Annotated in this window: 16 protein-coding genes; 13 read left to right on the forward strand and 3 right to left on the reverse strand. The window is 59.4% G+C overall.

What is annotated here, in order from left to right; translation table 11 throughout:
• Positions 1-65 precede the first annotated feature (65 nt).
• The 4 genes from QP891_RS04155 (at position 66) to rpsI (ending at position 2,083) form a co-directional block, all read left to right on the forward strand.
• Positions 66-380: a WXG100 family type VII secretion target gene (locus tag QP891_RS04155; protein WP_284770177.1), complete on the forward strand. Its 315-nt coding sequence runs from the start codon at positions 66-68 to the stop codon at positions 378-380.
• Between the two features lie 44 nt (positions 381-424).
• A complete protein-coding gene (locus QP891_RS04160) occupies positions 425-712 on the forward strand; it encodes a WXG100 family type VII secretion target (protein ID WP_005277116.1) in 288 nt (95 codons plus the stop codon).
• A gap of 385 nt (positions 713-1,097) precedes the next feature.
• A complete protein-coding gene (gene rplM, locus QP891_RS04165; RefSeq protein WP_126318309.1) occupies positions 1,098-1,541 on the forward strand; it encodes a 50S ribosomal protein L13 in 444 nt (147 codons plus the stop codon).
• A complete protein-coding gene (rpsI, locus tag QP891_RS04170; protein WP_126318311.1) occupies positions 1,541-2,083 on the forward strand; it encodes a 30S ribosomal protein S9 in 543 nt (180 codons plus the stop codon). The genes rplM and rpsI overlap by 1 nt, the downstream gene beginning before the upstream one ends.
• A 335-nt stretch (positions 2,084-2,418) precedes the next feature.
• Here rpsI and QP891_RS04175 read toward each other — a convergent pair whose 3' ends face one another.
• Entirely contained in the window at positions 2,419-4,044 is a 1,626-nt protein-coding gene (locus tag QP891_RS04175) for a BCCT family transporter (protein WP_284770176.1), read from the reverse strand.
• Positions 4,045-4,059: 15 nt separating this feature from the next.
• Entirely contained in the window at positions 4,060-4,344 is a 285-nt protein-coding gene (locus QP891_RS04180) for a hypothetical protein (RefSeq protein WP_284770175.1), read from the reverse strand.
• Between the two features lie 195 nt (positions 4,345-4,539).
• Between QP891_RS04180 and glmM the strand changes: the two genes are divergently transcribed.
• The 4 genes from glmM (at position 4,540) to QP891_RS04200 (ending at position 8,362) form a co-directional block, all read left to right on the forward strand.
• A complete protein-coding gene (gene glmM, locus QP891_RS04185; RefSeq protein ID WP_284770174.1) occupies positions 4,540-5,883 on the forward strand; it encodes a phosphoglucosamine mutase in 1,344 nt (447 codons plus the stop codon).
• Positions 5,884-5,979: 96 nt separating this feature from the next.
• Entirely contained in the window at positions 5,980-6,294 is a 315-nt protein-coding gene (locus QP891_RS04190; RefSeq protein WP_034653448.1) for a hypothetical protein, read from the forward strand.
• On the forward strand, positions 6,294-8,084 hold the full coding sequence (locus tag QP891_RS04195) for a hypothetical protein (protein ID WP_284816965.1): 1,791 nt from the start codon (positions 6,294-6,296) through the stop codon (positions 8,082-8,084). The genes QP891_RS04190 and QP891_RS04195 overlap by 1 nt, the downstream gene beginning before the upstream one ends.
• Entirely contained in the window at positions 8,084-8,362 is a 279-nt protein-coding gene (locus QP891_RS04200; protein WP_284770172.1) for a hypothetical protein, read from the forward strand. Before QP891_RS04195 ends, QP891_RS04200 begins: the two co-directional genes overlap by 1 nt.
• A gap of 22 nt (positions 8,363-8,384) precedes the next feature.
• On the opposite strand, the gene QP891_RS04205 is transcribed toward QP891_RS04200, so the two are convergent.
• Entirely contained in the window at positions 8,385-9,218 is an 834-nt protein-coding gene (locus QP891_RS04205) for a dienelactone hydrolase family protein (protein ID WP_284770171.1), read from the reverse strand.
• A gap of 202 nt (positions 9,219-9,420) precedes the next feature.
• Between QP891_RS04205 and QP891_RS04210 the strand changes: the two genes are divergently transcribed.
• From QP891_RS04210 to QP891_RS04230, 5 genes are all read left to right on the forward strand, one after another.
• Entirely contained in the window at positions 9,421-12,225 is a 2,805-nt protein-coding gene (locus tag QP891_RS04210; protein WP_284816968.1) for an FAD-binding and (Fe-S)-binding domain-containing protein, read from the forward strand.
• 225 nt (positions 12,226-12,450) lie between these two features.
• The gene (glmS, locus tag QP891_RS04215; RefSeq protein WP_023030137.1) at positions 12,451-14,322 is read left to right on the forward strand and encodes a glutamine--fructose-6-phosphate transaminase (isomerizing); all 1,872 of its coding nucleotides are present in this window, start codon (positions 12,451-12,453) and stop codon (positions 14,320-14,322) included.
• A 111-nt stretch (positions 14,323-14,433) separates the two neighbouring features.
• Complete coding sequence (alr, locus tag QP891_RS04220; protein ID WP_284770169.1) at positions 14,434-15,531, forward strand: alanine racemase; 1,098 nt, start codon at positions 14,434-14,436, stop codon at positions 15,529-15,531.
• Complete coding sequence (gene tsaE / locus QP891_RS04225; RefSeq protein WP_284770168.1) at positions 15,521-16,021, forward strand: tRNA (adenosine(37)-N6)-threonylcarbamoyltransferase complex ATPase subunit type 1 TsaE; 501 nt, start codon at positions 15,521-15,523, stop codon at positions 16,019-16,021. The genes alr and tsaE overlap by 11 nt, the downstream gene beginning before the upstream one ends.
• An 88-nt stretch (positions 16,022-16,109) precedes the next feature.
• The gene (locus QP891_RS04230) at positions 16,110-17,699 is read left to right on the forward strand and encodes an aspartate:alanine exchanger family transporter (protein WP_284805865.1); all 1,590 of its coding nucleotides are present in this window, start codon (positions 16,110-16,112) and stop codon (positions 17,697-17,699) included.
• The last annotated feature ends 61 nt before the right edge of the window (positions 17,700-17,760 follow it).

Consider the following 17,760-nt stretch of genomic DNA (forward strand, 5'->3'; position numbering starts at 1 on the left):
CAGAAGCTTTTTCGGGGGAAATCACACTCAACATCTCTTCCCGCCCTAAGGAGGGGCGCACTGTTATGTCTCAGACTTTTAAGACACAAGCCGATGTCATGGTCTCCACTGCCGGCCGCGTGGATAACACCAATGACGAAGTCCAAGGCGAGCTCACCCGCCTACAGGGTGTAGTGGATTCTGTCCGCGGCAGCTGGGCCGGCCAGGCGCAGGTTTCATTCGATAACTTGATGCAGCGCTACAACACCTCCGCACAGCAGCTGCGCGAGGCATTGACCTCGATTTCTGAAAACATCCGCAGCAATGCCCGCAACTTTGACAACGTCGAAGCCGAAAACACTGAGGCCTTCTCCAAGGTTGGCGGCGGCCTAGCCCTGTAACCCAGCCACCTCCACCAGCAATTTCGAAAGGAACCATTTTCCACATGTCCGAGATCAAGTACCAATTCGGCGCCATCTCTTCTGCCGCAGCTGATATCAACGCCACCTCCGGCCGCATCAACAGCACCTTGGCCGACCTCAAATCCCGCCTTCAGCCCATGGTGAGCACCTGGGAAGGTGAATCCGCAGTGGCTTATAACCAGGCGCAGGCCAAGTGGGATAAGGCGGCACAGGAACTCAATACCGTGCTGGCAACCATCTCCAAGACCGTCTCTCAGGGCAATGACGCCATGAGCGATGTCAACCGTCGCGCCGCCGCTAGCTGGGGCTAACGCACTGTTGGCGGTATCTAACTAGCCTGCTTCTTCAAGCGCGGTAGGAGGGACGAGCGGTGCCTGTGCCCGTATCCATCCGGCAGGAGGCGAACGCAGCTGCCGTCCCCGCACCGCGCTAATCACGGAAGCTAACCGCAGAAACCAACCACAGAAACCGCCACCTAGAACCTCTTTTACCGGTACCTTTTCTTTCTGAGAAGGTGCCGGTTTCGGCGTTTTGGTCTTTTCTGCCAGCAGCAGCTAAAGTTGTAGCCCTATGTGTTCGCTCGTCGGCAAGCAGCTGGCGAAGCGCTTCCCGCAGGTCTCCACCGGCCGCTGTTGGGAAGCGAATGGATGCTTAGCGCTGGCCGGCAGTTCCGAGACAGACTTTCAAGGAGTCATTTTGTCTACTTTCCACCCAAAGAGCGGTGACATCACCCGCAAGTGGTACGTCATCGATGCTACTGACGTGGTGCTGGGCAAGCTTGCTTCCACCGTGGCAGACCTGCTGCGCGGCAAGCACAAGCCACAGTTCGCACCCAACGTTGACACCGGTGACCACGTCATCATCATCAACGCTGACAAGATTCACGTTTCTTCCACCAAGCGCGACCGCGAAATGCGCTACCGCCACTCCGGTTACCCGGGCGGTCTGAAGTCCATGACCCTGGGTCAGTCTTTGGACGCCAACCCGGTCCGCGTTATCGAAGAATCTGTTGCCGGTATGATGCCGCACAACAAGCTCTCCCGCGCTTCCATCAAGAAGCTGCACGTCTTCGTAGGCGATGAGCACCCGTACGCCGGTCAGAAGCCGGAAACCTTCGAGTTTAAGCAGGTGGCACAGTAATGGCTGAGCAGAACATCGACAACAATGTAGCCGAGGCTGCTGACATCGCTGCAGCAAGCGCCGCTACCGAAGAGTTCACCAACACCATCGGTGATTCGTTGGCTAGCGCCAACCCTGAGACCGAGGCAGAGGTTGAGGCCGCTGCTCCGGTTCACGAGGGCCCAATTCAGACCGTCGGTCGCCGTAAGCGCGCCGTCGCTCGCGTTCGCCTCGTTGCTGGCTCCGGCCAGATCGTGGTTAACGGCCGCGAGTTCGCGGAGTACTTCCCGAACAAGCTGCACCAGCAGGACATCCTCACCCCGCTGACCCTGCTGGACCGTGAGAACCAGTTTGACCTGAAGGTCACCGTTAACGGTGGTGGCCCGACCGGTCAGTCCGGCGCCCTGCGCCTGGCTATCGCTCGTGCACTGAACATCTACAACCCGGCTGATCGCTCCGCCCTGAAGAAGGCTGGTTTGCTCACCCGTGACGCTCGTGCAGTTGAGCGTAAGAAGGCTGGTCTGCACAAGGCACGTCGCGCACCGCAGTACTCCAAGCGCTAATCTCGCTCCTACTGCGCGCGCAAGCGCCATACACTGCCGCTGCTTCCCATTCTGGGAGGCGGCGGCTTTGTCGTTTTCTCGCTCTTGCCGATGCCTATTCGATTGCGCCCGCTAATCCCTCCTAGTCGGCCTTCGGTAAGCCTCTTAACGCTTAACCGTGCTTCTGGGCTGAGCGGCCTCGCTGAGGCCGTTGTGAGCCCGTAGACACTGCTATGTGCCGGACTGCGGAGTAGAGAAAAGCCCGCCTCCCATCGCGGAAGCCTGATTGCGCAGTGCGATGAGAGGCGGGCTAGGGGCTGAGGGCCTAAGGGGAGAGGACCGGTTAAACAGGGAGGTTATTCATCGTCTTCTGCGGCCTTGTCCTCGGTCTTCTTCTTTGCAAAGTTCTTGAGCTCGGCGCGGCGCTCTTCGCGGAGGGTTGCCTGCTCTGCGAGGTATTCATCCGATGCGTTGATGGTGTACCACTCGTGGAGGTACGGGTCATCGTTTTCAATTTCGGCCCCGGCACCGTGGGTTTCTGGAACGGCGGACGAGCTGAATACGAAGTCGCCATTGTGTTCTTGGAGGCCCAGGTGGGTGCCGCGCTCAATGGCGGCATGGGCGTATTTCCTGCGCAGGATAGCGGGATCGCGTGCCAGGTCTTTGCCCCAGGCCACCATGATGCCGATGAGGATGAAGGTAAACGGCAGTGAACTGGAGACCATGATGGACTGCAGGCCGCTGAGCGCATCCTTGCCGGCGATAAGCAGCAGGGACAGGGAAATGCCGCCCAGGGCAACGCCCCAAATTGCAGAAATCGCGGTCGAAGGTACCGGTCGGCCCGATTGGGACATAGAGCCCATGACGTTGGTAGCGGAGTCAGCGGCCGTATTGAAAAAGACGACCACAGCGAGGAGGACGATGACCGTGGTGATGCTAGAGAGCGGTAGCGATCTCATGAGGTCGAACATCACATTCTCGCCGGAACCTTCAATCTCGATTCCATCACCGTCCAGGTGAGTCTTGATAGCCGTGGCACCAAAGATGACGTACCAGAAAAGCGACAGGGTGGTAGGCACGAGCATGATGACGAAGACGAATTCGCGAATGGTGCGGCCGCGGGAAATCTTCGCGATGAACATGCCGACGAAGGGCGACCAGGAAATCCACCACGCCCAGTAGAGCATGGTCCATGCGGTGACGAATTCCTTCTCCGGTTCACCCTGGGAGGCGGATAGGGACATCATGTCTTCGAAGTGCTTGAAGAATTGCAGAAGGGAGGCGGGAAGCAGGTCCAGAATGTAGAGCGTCGGCCCGGTGATGAGAACGAAGACCGCGAGGCCGATGACCAAGCCCATGTTGATATTGGACAAGATGCGGATGTCGCGCTTGATGCCGGACATCGCGGAAAGAATGAAAAAGATGGTGAGGATCGTAATGATCACCACCATGATTCCGTTGCCCTCTAAAGGCTTGCCGGTAAGGATAGAGGTACCCGTACGGATCTGCAGCGCGCCGATACCCAGGGAGGTAGCCGTGCCGAAGAGGGTGACCAATACCGCGAAGATATCGACGATCTTTCCAAATACCCGGTTATTCGAATCCGTAATGAGCGGCTCAAAGAGCGAGGAAATAAGCGGGATACGGCCGCGTCGATAAGCGGCATAGGCAAGCGCACCGCCCACCAGCGCAAAGATCATCCACGGCAAGGTAGCATGGTGCAGGACCGCCTGGGCAAAGGCCGGAAGGATGGCCTCTTGGCTACCGGATTCGACGCCGGAAAGGTACGGCGGGGGAGTCAAGAATAGGGCAAGCGGCTCCATCGGGCCGTAGAAGACCAGGCCGATTCCCATACCGGCGGCAAAGAGCATGGCGATCCATGCGTTGCGGGAGAAATCGGGTTTGGAATCATCGGCGCCGAGTTTAATTTTTCCGGTTGGGGCGATGGCGATTGTCAGCAGGAATGCCGTGGTGGCAATCATGATGATCGTAAATAGCTATCCAAAGTTTTGGACGACCCATGCCCGCATGGTGCTTCCTGTGCTGGCCAGATTATCTGGGGCGATGATGGCCCACAGGATGATGGCGAAGGTTGATGCCAAGGCCACCGCAAAGACGGTTTTATTGGTCTTGAAATCTGCGCGGGTGTTTTCGACACTTACTCCGGGAATGAGGGCTGGATGAATAGCGCGTTCCCCAGAAGCGGCTTTCGCAATGGCTGAGCGAGCCTTCTGCGAGGTAGTTTCAGGTGACTTGTCACCTGAAGATCTAGGTTCGTTCATCGTTGATCCTCTCTAGGGCAAAAGAGTGAAGTATAACCTAGCTAACAATTTCATATAAATGCCAAAAAGTACGACTTTAGGCAAATTTTGCTTTTTATCACAAGGACATTTTTCGTGATGTTGGTTACCTAATTAGCCCGCTTGCCGATGCCCCAAACATGCAACGGGTGGGACTTACAGGGCATAATTGTTTTCATGACTCGACTATTTGGAACCGATGGAGTTCGCGGCCTCGCGAATAAAAAACTGACTCCCATTTTGGCCTTGACGCTGGGACAAGCGGCTGCGGAGGTCTTTACTGCGCAGCGCGAATCTTATGAGCGCCGCCCACTGGCAATCATCGGCCGTGACCCCCGCGTATCGGGCGAGATGCTCGATGCCGCCATCGCCGCCGGCTTGGCGTCGCGCGGCGTGGACGTTGTGCGCGTGGGGGTGCTTCCTACCCCAGCTATCGCCTTTTTGACGGATGATTACGGAGCGGATCTCGGCGTGATGATCTCTGCCTCCCATAACCCGATGCCGGATAACGGCATTAAGTTCTTCTCCGCTGGCGGTAAGAAGCTGCCGGATAGCGTCGAAGATGAGATTCAGGCCGCGATGGATAACCTCGTTGAGGAAGGCCCAACGGGCACGAAGTTGGGCCGGATTATCTCGGAGGCCCCCGATGGCCGTGAGCGCTACCTAGAGCACCTCAAGGAAGTCGTATCCACTGACTTAAGCGGCATCAAGGTGGTCGTGGATGCGGCTAATGGCGCGGCGTCTAAGGTCGCTCCCAGTGCCTATGAAGCAGCAGGCGCTGAGGTTATTCCGATTTACCACCGGCCCAATGCCTTTAATATCAACGAGAACTGTGGTTCTACCCATATCGAAAAAGCCCAGGCAGCGGTGCTTGAACACGGCGCCGATTTGGGCCTTGCCCACGATGGCGATGCGGACCGCTGCCTCGCCGTCGATGCCGAAGGCAATGTGGTCGATGGTGATCAGATCATGGCCTTGCTCGCGGTAGGTATGAAGGAAGACAATGACCTGCGCTTTAATACGCTCGTGGCCACGGTCATGTCCAACCTCGGCTTGACTCTCGCCATGGAAAAGCAAGGCATTGAGGTCCGTCACGCGGCGGTGGGCGATCGCTATGTGCTCGAAGAGCTCCACCGCGGCGATTTCTCCCTGGGCGGCGAGCAATCCGGGCACGTCGTGCTTCCCGATGACTCCACTACCGGCGATGGCACCCTCACCGGCCTTTCCATCATGGCCCGTATGGCCAAGTCCGGAAAGAGCCTGAAGGAATTGGCCTCCGTGATGACCGTATTGCCGCAGGTGCTCATCAACGTTCCAGTATCCAATAAGGCGGCGATCATGGATTCTGCCGAGGTCAAGCAGGCCATCGTGGAGGCAGAAGAAGAGCTCGGGGAGACCGGCCGCGTCCTGCTCCGACCCTCTGGCACCGAAGAGCTGTTCCGCGTCATGGTGGAAGCTGCAGAAGAGGAACACGCCCGCAAGGTGGCAGGCAGGCTTTCTGCCGTCGTCGCCTCGGTATAGGCAGGAAAATAAGAAGTACTGGGAACCATTTGGTATAAACCCCAGTCCAATGAAGGTGAGCACACTTACCGCATATGGATTTGGGGATTTATACCGATGTCTGAGGTTTTTCTTCGCCCCGCAGAGGCGATGTCAGCACTACAACAAGCTATAAGCGCCAACGATGAACAGCGCCAAGCCCACCGCGCCGATGTTCCAGACTTTCCCGTTGCCGCGGCTGGGCGGAATTTTTCCGGCCACGGGGAGCGCATACGCAGCATCCTCGCGCGCATTCATGACAATGGAACGTGGCGCTTAGACAATATCTCTGCCACGGGCCAGGCAGCGCACGATCAGATGCGCGCATTCGCCACGTACGATGCCGGCTTTAGCCGCTCCTTTGCAGGAGAAAGCGGAAAGGCAGTGGACTAATGAGTACGCTGACTAAATCACTTTTAGGGGATTATTCCGCCGCCATTTCGCAGTTCCAACTGGCCTGCCTGGGACATTATTCCGGCCCCAGTATGCCATTGGGGCTTCTGAGTGAGCTCATCAGCGCGGTAGATGGAATCGCCCCACAAAACATACTGCGCCACACCATCTCCGCGGTGGGAGGAAATCTCCCGCACGGCGGCGGCACGGGGTTTGCGGATTTTCTGCGCACGGATGATTCCGAAGTCGCCCATGGCACCTTGCGCGAGCACCTGACCGGCATTCAAAAAGATTTTGATATCCACCGCGATGAAGGAAAGCAGCTTACTGACTCTGCCAAGCAATGCTCGGGCGCTATTTCCGATGTCGTCGATACCTCCGATACCGCACTCACCGAGCTGATTTCTGCGGTAATCCCACTGCTCAATATCTTGTCCATGGTGGCTACCAGGCACCCGCTGGCCAAGTTCATTATTCCCATCGTCTCTACCATTGGTGCGAAGATCATCGATGACACCAATGACTCCATCGCCAGCACGTGCCGGGACCGCGATGATGCCATTGAATCCTGCTATGACGAGTTTGAATCCCGCTGCGAATGTGTCTGTCAGCGGCCTCTTCCTGAGGAATGCCCCGAGCCGGCAGAGGCCGAGGAGGATTCCTGCCCACCGCCAGTGGAAAAGTGCCCAGATACGCCAGCTCCCACGCGTCCGATGCCCGATGGCGGGGGCGACACCACTTCCAACCCGCCACAGCCAGCGCAGCCGACGCAACCCGCATCTACCGCTGAGTGCCCGCCCAAGCCGGAACCGATGCCAGAGCCGACCCCGGAGCCAAGGCCAGACCCGAAGCCAGAACCGAAGCCGGCACCGCAACCACAATCCGCACCCGAGCCGAAACCAGCTCCCGAGCCGCAACCGGAGCCAAAACCAGGACCGACTCCGAAGCCGGCTCCTGAATCCTCACCTGAGCAGCACCCTTCCGGGTGCCAGTGCCAACAGTGCCGCGGTTTCGTAAACGAGCCGTCTCGACAGAACGAGTCCACGACCACCCCGGCGCACGCGGATCCGGATCCTGAGCCGGAACCCAAACCACAAGACTGCCCACCAGAACAACAGGAACACCCCGCACCGCAGCCAGAACAGGACGCAGTCCCTGAGCCTGAGCCGGAAGATTCTGAATGCGAAGAAGAACCAACAACACCGGCTGCCGTGGAAGATGATGCGGCCTGTGACATCGAGTCCTCCTGCAGTGGCAGCTTGGGAATCGTTGGTGCAGGAATCGCTTTGGTGGGCGTAGGTCTCATCATTGAAGGCGCTGCGGAGTGCCTGGAAAATATCGCCGATGCAGATTGCCCAGAGCCGGAACCGGAACCGGAACCTGCGCCTGAACCGGAACCCGAGCCCGCACCGGAGCCTGAACCAGAACCTTGTCCTGAACCAGAACCAGAACCGGAACCGGAACCGGAGCCGTGCCCAGAACCTGAGCCGCAGCCCGAACCCGCGCCTGAATCGTGCCCGGAAGACGGAACAATTGAGCCGCCTCCGGAGCTTTCTCAGGTGGAAGAACCGACCCCGCCTCCAGAAAAGGTGCAGCACCTACAGGCAGCGGAAGCCGCTGGAGCTGGAGCACCTGCGCCAGAGCCGCAGCCTCAACCTGAGCCTGCACCAGCACCGGCACCGGAACCTGCACAGCCACAGGCCCCGGCACCAGCCCCAGCCCCTGAGCCTGCACCAGAGCCAAGCTCAGATGAACCATCCGTGACTGCACGAAAGGCAGGGCAGTGGTAATGAATAACGATTTTGCAGAATTCGCGCAGGGGTTTCGCGAGCGCACTGCTCGCCGCATGCTGGAATTTGAAAAAAGCCTGGCTAAGGCCCAAGACGAGCTAGAAAAGTCCACGGCCAAGGCCGTCCAACAGGCCAAAAATGAGCAGCATGGGGGAAGGGAAGGTGATGCGGTGGGGCATCGGCAAGCAGCTGCTGGAACGTGGCGCCAAAATGGTGCTGCCCCAACGCGTGGCAGTAACGCATCGGGGCAGGTGAAATCTGTGCTGCGACGTGGATAGGCCTAGTTCAGCGAGTTAGCTTTTAGTCATCGCGGGCAACGCCGGCGCGCTCGGCCAGGTCGTCACCGGTCAAGCTTTCAACCTTCTTTGCGCTCGCCTCAGGATCCGCAAAGCCGTCATAGGCGGACTCGCCGGCAAGGGTGGAAAGCAAGAAGCCGGTGACGAGACCGCGGGCGATTTCGGTGGGGCCGGATTGGAAGGCGCCGGAACCGATGGCCAATTTGCGGAAGCGATCTTCGCTAAAGCCGGCCTGCGTGCCCTTATCGATGGCCCGGTAGGCCACCTGGCCGCGCCAGTTATAGGCCAGCTTGGCGGGGTTTCCGGCATTGAAAATATCATCGCGCCCAGAGCCAATGACCAAGCCCGGCGTATCGAGGCTGCGGGCGGCCTCGACGGAGGACGGGGCGGTCACTGCGGGATAAATCGCTGCGACGGCCTTGACCTTCGGGTTATCAACCGCGCTCAAAACCGCGGTGCCGCCGCCCATGCCGTGGCCAATCATGCCGAGCTTGCCCGGCGATACGGTAATATTGCCGGTTCCGAGTTTTACCCCAGCGGCGATCTGCAACGCAGATTCCATGTCTGCAGACAGGTTGCGGTGGTCAGGGAACATGCCGGTCTCAGAATTGGGGGCGACCACGACGATGCCCCAGCTGGCGAGGTGGCGCAGCGTGGCGTGGTAATCCTTGATTTTGTGCATCCAGTCGTGGCCAAAGGCGACGGCGGGCAGGCCTTGGCCTTCCGCAGGGGTATAAACCTTGCCGGTAATACCTGCATAATCGAGGTCGCCAACCAGCACGCGGTTGCGGCCACGCTTCGATAATGTTCCGAGGTGTTTATTCAAATTCGCAGACACGCATTCTAGGATAGATGAAGATCACCCCGTGCTGGTGGCAAGGGGTGGCGAGTGGCACATGCGGGGGATTCGCGGAGGCCAAAAGGGGTGCGCGGCGCCGAAGTTATATGGGTTGCCTTACTTGCGCGCTGGCGAGAAAGCAGGCGAAAATGTGCACTAGGTAACATTCTCTATGCTTCTCTGGGAAGGCAGGTCGCCGCATATGACTACCGGCACCCTTAAGATCGACCAATTATTTTCGCAGGATGGGCCGGAGGTAAAGACCGGCATCATCGACAGGGTGGCCTATGCCTCCGATGCCTCGCACTACCTCTACACCCCAAAGGCCGTGATTGAAGCGCGCTCGGCAGAACACGTGGCTGCCATTTTCAAAGCGGGGCGGCAGCACGGTATTCCGGTGACCTTGCGCTCGGGTGGTACCTCCTTGGCTGGCCAGGCCTCCGGCGAGGGCTACCTGGTGGATGTGCGCAAGCATTTCCGGGGCATAGAAGTCCTCGATGACGGCAAGCGGGTGCGCGTGCAGCCAGGGGCGACCGTGCGCCAAGTCAATGCGCGTTTGGGGTTGCGCAACCGCAAGCTCGGCCCGGACCCGGCCAGCGAGGCGGCCTGCACCATCGGCGGTGTGGTAGCGAATAATTCCTCCGGCATGGCCTGCGGCACCGAGTTCAATACCTACAACACATTGGAATCGCTGACCTTTGTCTTGCCTTCTGGCACGGTGATCAATACCGCGGACTCTGATGCGGACCGGCAATTCCAAGCGCAAGAACCCGAGCTGGTGGATACGCTGATCCGCCTGCAGCGCCGCGTGCGCGATAACCAGGAATCAGTAGATATCATCCGCCGCCACTTCCAGCTGAAAAATACGATGGGTTACGGGCTTAATTCCTTCCTGGATTTTGAAAGCCCCGTCAAGCTCTTTGAGCACCTCTTGGTTGGCTCCGAAGGAACACTCGCGTTTATCGCGGAAGCGGTCTTTCGCACCGTCAACATTTCAGACCTCACGACGACCACCGTGGCGGTCTTTACCGATCTCTCCGCCGCTACGAAGGCGCTGCCTTCCCTGGTGGAGACCGGTGCCGCCACCCTGGAGCTAATGGATTCTGCCTCTATTCGCGTCGGCCAAGGATTCGATAAGGTCCCGCAGGCCATTACCGGCTTCGATGTGGATTCACAGGCCGCGCTGCTCATCGAGTACCAATCCGATGACAAGGAAGAGTTGCGGGAAAAAGAAAACAAGGGCTCGTCTCTTTTGCGCGAATTGGACCTCCAATCGCCGGCGGAGTTTTCTGCCGATATTCCCACCCGCACCGCCGCGTGGAACTTCCGCAAGGGCTTGTATGCCCAGGTGGCAGAAGCAAGACCTTCAGGAACCACGGCGCTCTTGGAAGACGTTGTGGTGCCGGTGGGGGATTTGGCCGATACTTGTTCTTCCTTGCAGGAGCTTTTTACCCGCTATTCCTACGATGATGCGGTCATTTTCGGCCACGCGAAAGATGGCAATATCCACTTCCTTCTAACGGACCGCTTCGAAGGCGATAGCGCCATTGGCCGTTATAACAACTTCAATGAGGAAATGGTTGACTTGGTGCTTTCGGCGGAGGGAAACCTCAAGGCCGAGCACGGCACCGGCCGCGCCATGGCCCCGTATGTGCGCCGCCAGTACGGCGATGAGCTTTACGAGGTCATGCAGTTGCTCAAGCGCGCCTGCGATCCCGCTGGGACCATGAACCCAGGCGTCATCTTAGACGATGACCCCGATGCACACATTACAAATATCAAGCTCAACCCCACGGTGGAGGAGGAAATCGACCCGTGCGTTGAGTGCGGCTATTGCGAGCCGGTCTGCCCGTCCAGGGATCTCACCTTGACCCCGCGCCAGCGCATCGTGGTGCGCCGTGCCCGCCAGCGGGCGCAGGAAAGTGGCGATACGCACTTAGTTGCAGAACTTGATGAGGCTTATGAGTACATGGGCATCGATACGTGCGCCGTGGATTCCATGTGTCTAACCGCATGCCCAGTGGGCATCGATACCGGTAAATTTATCAAGAAGCTGCGCCACGAGAAGGCCGGGGCCGCAGAAGAAAAGGTCTGGTCCACTGCCGCCAAGAATTGGCAGGTTACTAGCCGCGGTGCGGCAACGGCGCTTACCGGCGCGCACATGTTGCCGGCGCAGCTGGTCACGAAGGTCACCGATGCGGCCCGCTCGCTCGTCGGCGCCGATTCTGTGCCGGGATACCAACCGGAGTTAGGTAAGGGCGGCAAGTCCCGCGAGCGCCTGGCCGGGCGCGTGGGCGATCGCTACGCTGAGACCTCGGGAATCTACCTTCCAGCCTGCGTAAACTCCATGTTCGCCCCGCAAGGCAAAGGCATGGGAGCGACGGAAGCCTTCGTTACCGTCTTGGAGCGGGCGGGGATAGCGCTGGAGGTTCCCAAGGGCATCGAAAAGCTCTGCTGTGGAACGCCATGGTCCTCAAAGGGCATGCGCAAGGGCCACGACATTATGGAGCAGCGCGTGCGCGAGACCGTCATGGAGGCTACCGATAACGCCCGCCTTCCCGTGATTGTGGACGCGTCCAGCTGTACCGCCGGCTTCCAGGAGATGCTGGAATCCGTGGGCATCACCGTCATCGATGCGCTGAGCTTTACCGCCGATACGCTGCTGCCGCGCCTTGAGACCACCCAGCCGGTCGATTCCATGACGATTCATCCAACTTGTTCGGCGTTCCAGCTTGGCATGATGGGAGATGTTGAAAAGGTCGCCCGCGCCGCAGCTACGGAGGTGCACATCCCCACCGCCTGGAATTGTTGCGGCTATGCCGGCGACCGCGGCATGCTCCACCCGGAGCTCACGGAGTCCGCCACCCGCGCCGAGGCAGCCCAGGTCACGGAGCTGGGCGCGCAGTATCATGCTTCGACCAACCGCACGTGTGAGCTGGGCATGACCCGCGCCACCGGCGAGGATTACCACCACGTCCTGGAGATGCTGGAGCGCGCCACTCGTTAGGAGCCTGGTGGGGAAGGGGCGCGGCTGCTTGCCGATGCCTCCCTCTCCTCCTGCGTTCCCGGTCAGCTGCAGCGCTGGAGGGGTACTCACCGAGGGCGCGAAAATTAGCGGTGGGCAGGCCAGTTTTCAGTAACTATAAAAGGCCTGAATTAGTATGCGGCCATAAATAACAGGCCCTAGTCCAACCCCCGGTTCGTGTTGACCAATGAGGTAGGATTCCTTTTTATGTGTGGAATTGTTGGATATGTTGGTCACGCTAGCGGTGACCGCGAATACTTCGCTCTGGATGTAGTCGTGGAAGGTCTGCACAGACTGGAATACCGCGGCTATGACTCCGCTGGTGTGGCGATGTACGCCGATGGGGAGATTAGCTGGCGGAAGAAGGCGGGCAAGGTTGCAGCCTTGGATGATGAGATCGCAGCTCGTCCGCTGAAGGATTCCGTGTTGGGAATCGGGCACACCCGTTGGGCCACCCACGGTGGTCCGACCGATCTCAATGCACACCCGCACGTCGTTGACGGTGGCAAGCTGGCCGTGGTGCACAACGGCATCATCGAAAACTTCGCGGAGCTGCGGACTGAGCTCTTGAACAAGGGCTACAACTTCGTTTCTGAAACCGATACTGAAGTTGCCGCTGCGTTGCTCGGCGATGTTTTCCACAACGATGCCGCAGGGGATCTCACCAAGGCAATGCAGCTGACCGCCAAGCGCCTCGACGGCGCGTTTACCCTGCTGGCTATTCACGCTGACCAGCCGGATCGCATCGTTGCTGCCCGCCGCGATTCGCCCTTGGTCATCGGCTTGGGCGAGGGTGAAAACTTCTTGGGCTCTGACGTATCGGGCTTTATTGACTACACCAAGTCCGCAGTGGAAATGGACAATGACCAGGTGGTCACCATCACTGCTGACGATGTCGTCATTACTGACTACGACGGCAACCCCACCGAAGGCAAGTCCTTTGAGATCAAGTGGGACGCGGCTGCCGCTGAAAAGGGCGGCTTTGATTCCTTCATGGAAAAGGAAATCCACGATCAGCCTGCCGCCGTGCGCGATACCTTGCTCGGCCGCTTTGATGAGCAGGGCCAGCTGACCTTGGATGACTTGCGCATCGATGAGTCGGTCTTGAAGTCCATCGATAAGATCATCGTGATCGCCTGCGGCACGGCGGCCTATGCTGGCCATGTGGCGCGGTACGCCATCGAGCACTGGTGCCGCATTCCCACCGAGGTCGAGCTCGCCCACGAGTTCCGCTACCGCGATCCGATCGTCAACGAGAAGACCTTGGTCGTGGCCTTGTCCCAGTCCGGCGAGACCATGGACACCTTGATGGCCGTGCGCCACGCCCGCCAGCAGGGCGCGAAGGTCATCGCCATCTGCAATACGCAGGGCTCGTCCATTCCGCGCGAATCCGATGCGGCGCTCTACACCCACGCGGGTCCCGAAATCGCGGTGGCCTCCACCAAGGCTTTCTTGGCGCAGATTACCGCGACCTACCTGCTGGGCCTGTACCTGGCACAGCTGCGCGGCAATATGTTCTCCGATGAGATTCAGGGAGTTCTGGCTGAGCTGCGCAATATGCCGGATAAGGTACAAAGCGTCATCGATGAAGAGCAGCAGGTAGCCGGCCTGGCCAACTCCATGAAGGATGCGGAATCCGTGCTCTTCCTAGGCCGCCACGTAGGCTTCCCGGTTGCCCTCGAAGGCGCGCTGAAGCTTAAGGAGATCGCCTACCTGCACGCAGAAGGCTTTGCCGCAGGCGAGCTCAAGCACGGCCCGATCGCGCTGATTGAGGAGGGCCAGCCGGTCTTCGTCATCGTGCCGTCCCCGCGCGGGCGCGATTCGCTGCATTCCAAGGTGGTATCCAATATCCAGGAAATCCGCGCCCGCGGTGCCATTACCATCGTGATCGCAGAAGAAGGCGATACCGCGGTAGAGGATTACGCTAACCACGTCATCCGCGTGCCAAAGGCGCCGACGTTGATGCAGCCGCTCCTTGCTACGGTGCCCCTGCAGATCTTTGCCGCGCACGTGGCAAAGTCCAAGGGCTATGACGTTGACCAGCCGCGCAACCTGGCCAAGTCCGTGACCGTGGAATAATCTTCCGGCGGTTTTGACCCCTTTCTCGTCCTTTTTGCACAGGTGGGAGAGGGGTCTTGTGCATATCTGCAGTAAATTCAGCGCGCGGGTGGAAAGTGGCACAATAGTGGCATGCTGAAAACCACAATTGACCTTGCTGCCATCGCGCATAATGTGCGGCTGATTAAGGAGAAGATCGGCCCAGACGTCAAGCTGATGTGCGTGGTGAAGGCGGATGCTTACAGGCATGGCGTAGAAAAGGTCGTGCCCGTGATGCTGGAAGCGGGGGCGGATTCCTTTGGCGTCGCCACGCTGACAGAAGCAGTGCAGCTGCGGCGCATGGGGGTCGATTCGCCCATTGCGGCATGGATCTGGCAGTCGGATCAGGTGCTTGAAGAGGCCCTGGCCTCTGGCATCCAGATTGCGGTCAATTCCCCGGCGCAGGCGCAGAAGCTGGTAGAAGCAGAGATTCCCGCCGAAATCTATATCAAGGTTGAAACCGGAATGCACCGCTCCGGGGTGGATAAGGCGGACTGGGCTGAGGTTTTTGCGCTGCTGCGGGATGCCCCGCATATCACCGTGCTGGGCCTCATGTCCCACTTTGCCTGCGCGGACGATCCGGATAACGCGCATAATGACACCCAGGAAGAAGAGTTTCGGCGCGCCCTGGATGCGGCGCGCGCGGCGGGTCTGGAGTGCCCGGTTAATCATTTGGCCAATTCGCCGGCCACGCTCTCGCGCCCATCGGCGCACTTTGAGCAGGTGCGGGTTGGCGTCGCCTGTTACGGGCTCGAGCCCATCGCTGGGCGGGACCATGGCCTGCGCCCGGCAATGACCTGGTCCGGGAATGTCTTCGGGGTCAAGCCAATCGATAAGGATGAGGCCACCAGCTACGGGCGGACCTGGAGCGCGGATAAGCCAGGGTTCCTGGCCACGGTGGATTGTGGCTATGCCGATGGCCTGCCGCGGGCGTACCAGGGCCACCTTCAGGTGGGCATCAGCGGGCGGCTTTATCCCCAGGTAGGCCGGGTGTGCATGGACCAAATAGTGGTGGATTTAGGAGATAACCCGCACGGTATTGCCCCCGGTGATGAGGTGACCATCTTTGGACAGGGTGGCATGTCTGCCACTGAGCTTGCTAATGCCGTGGGCACCATCAACTATGAAGTGGCGTGCCGGCCCACCGGCCGCACCGAACGCGAATATATAGGAGAGGCCGATGCGCAGTAATTTTCCGGAGACTGGAACCCGCGATCTGGCAACGGTGGAACAGACCCACGCCTGCGGCAAGGAACTGGGCGCCGCGCTAGAAGCTGGCGATGTCGTTATCCTGGACGGCCCATTGGGTGCGGGGAAGACCACCTTCACCCAGGGGATTGCGCAGGGCATGCAGGTCAAGGGCCGGATTACCTCGCCCACATTCGTCATCGCCCGCGTGCACCGCTCCCGGGTTGGGGGACCGGACCTAGTGCACGTGGACGCCTACCGCCTCTTGGATGAGGGCGGGGCCAATTCCGGCGATCCCCTGGGGGAGCTGGATGCCTTGGACTTGGACACCGAGCTTGCCGATGCCGTCGTCGTCGCCGAATGGGGCGGCGGCCTCATCGAGCAGATCGCAGATAGGTACCTCTTTGTCAGCATCGACCGCGAACCGGCGGAGTTTGCCGGCGCAGATGAGGACGTGCGCCGCATTAGCTGGTCGTGGCGACACAATGATTAGCTAGGCCTCATTAATTTCAAGGTATAAGTGATGGACATCTTAGGGCGTCAAGTTGCTTTAGGTATTTAAGGTGCGGGATCCTTGAAGGGTGTTAGATCTCCTAGCCTCTAGTCCTCTGCTCGCCCTTTTTGCCATCATGGCCATTGGTTTGGCCATCGGCAAAATCAAATTCTTTGGCATCTCTCTTGGCGCCGCGGCCGCGATGTTCGTGGCGCTCGGGCTTTCTACCGCCAATCCGGATATCCAGATTCCACCGCTGGTGTATCAATTCGGCTTGGCCATTTTTGTTTATGCCATTGGCCTGAACTTCGGACCGTCGTTCGTTCGCGAATTTGCTACCCGCGGCTGGAAGCTGACCGTCTTTATGATCGGCATGTTGGTCCTGTTGGTCGGCGTGGGTTTCGGGCTCATCCGCGTATTCGGCCTCGAAACCGATGTGGCCGCCGGTATGTTTGCCGGTTCGCTGTCGTCCACGCCAGGTATGGCGGCTGTGGTGGATATGCTGGGCAATTCCACCCCAGTCGTCGGCTATTCGCTGGCTTATCCAGGCGCGGTCATCGGTGCGATTCTGGTCGCCGCCATCGGCGCGAAGGTTCTCAAGGTAGACCACGAGGCGGACGCCAAGGAAGAGGGGATGATTCCCGCTCCACTGGTAGCCAAAGGCGTGCGGCTGACCAAAGACTTCCCGGATACGGCCGGGCACCTGTACCAAGTAACCGGACATAGTGTGGTGGCCACCCGCGAGATCTCCGATATGGAAAATCACCGTCTGGCACAGCCGGATATGCCCCTGCGCAAGGGCGAGGCATTCCTTATTAATGGCTCCGAAAAAGACGTCGCCGGTGCCATCGAGGTGCTCGGTGAGGAATACCCCGTCGAGCTCACCCCAGAGGCGGGCTTGCAATATAAGCGCGTGACCGTGTCGAACCCGAAGGTGGCGGGAAAGCGCATCCGCGATATCGATGCGCTCGAGCACGGCTTCATTATCGCCCGTGTGCGCAAGGGCGATAGCGATGAGGTCCCGCACCCGGATATGGTGCTGAATTACTCCGACCGCGTGCGCGTGGTGTGTAGCTCGCACCACGTGCGCGAGGTGCGCAAGTACTTGGGCGATTCCGAATCGGCGCTCGGCAACGCTTACCTATTGTCCATGTCCATCGGTTTGACCTTGGGAATGCTGTTGGGCCTTATCCCCGTCCCTATGCCGGGCGGATCGACCCTGCAGCTGGGCTTTGGTGGCGGTCCCGTCGTGGTCGGCCTCATCCTCGGTTACCTGAACCGCACCGGCCCCATCAATTGGCAGATGCCCTTCCATACCAGGGAAACCCTCTCGAACCTGGGGCTGACGCTCTTCCTTGCGGGCGTGGGGACATCGGCAGGCGCATCGTTCCGCGAGGCCCTGACAGATCCGTCCTCGCTGACCATCATCGGCGTTGGCCTTATCATTACCTTGGTATCGGCCATCCTCATCGGCGTCATCGGCATGCTAGTGCTGCGCTTGAAGTGGGACGAGGCCATGGGCTGTGCGGCCGGCATGACCACGAACCCGGCAGTATTTGCCTATATCCGGGGCCAAACCGGCACGGAGCTCGCTGGGCGCGGCTGGGCAACGGTGTATCCCACCACCATCATTGGCAAGATTATCGCCGCTCAGGTGCTGTTATTGTTATTGCTTTAGCCCCGTATGCCCCGCGCTAATTATTCACCCACTGGGTATGCCGCCTACACTGGCAGGCACT

The sequence above is a fragment of the Corynebacterium sp. MSK310 genome, assembly GCF_030227355.1.
In the GTDB taxonomy this organism is placed as follows: Bacteria; Actinomycetota; Actinomycetes; order Mycobacteriales; family Mycobacteriaceae; genus Corynebacterium; species Corynebacterium rhinophilum.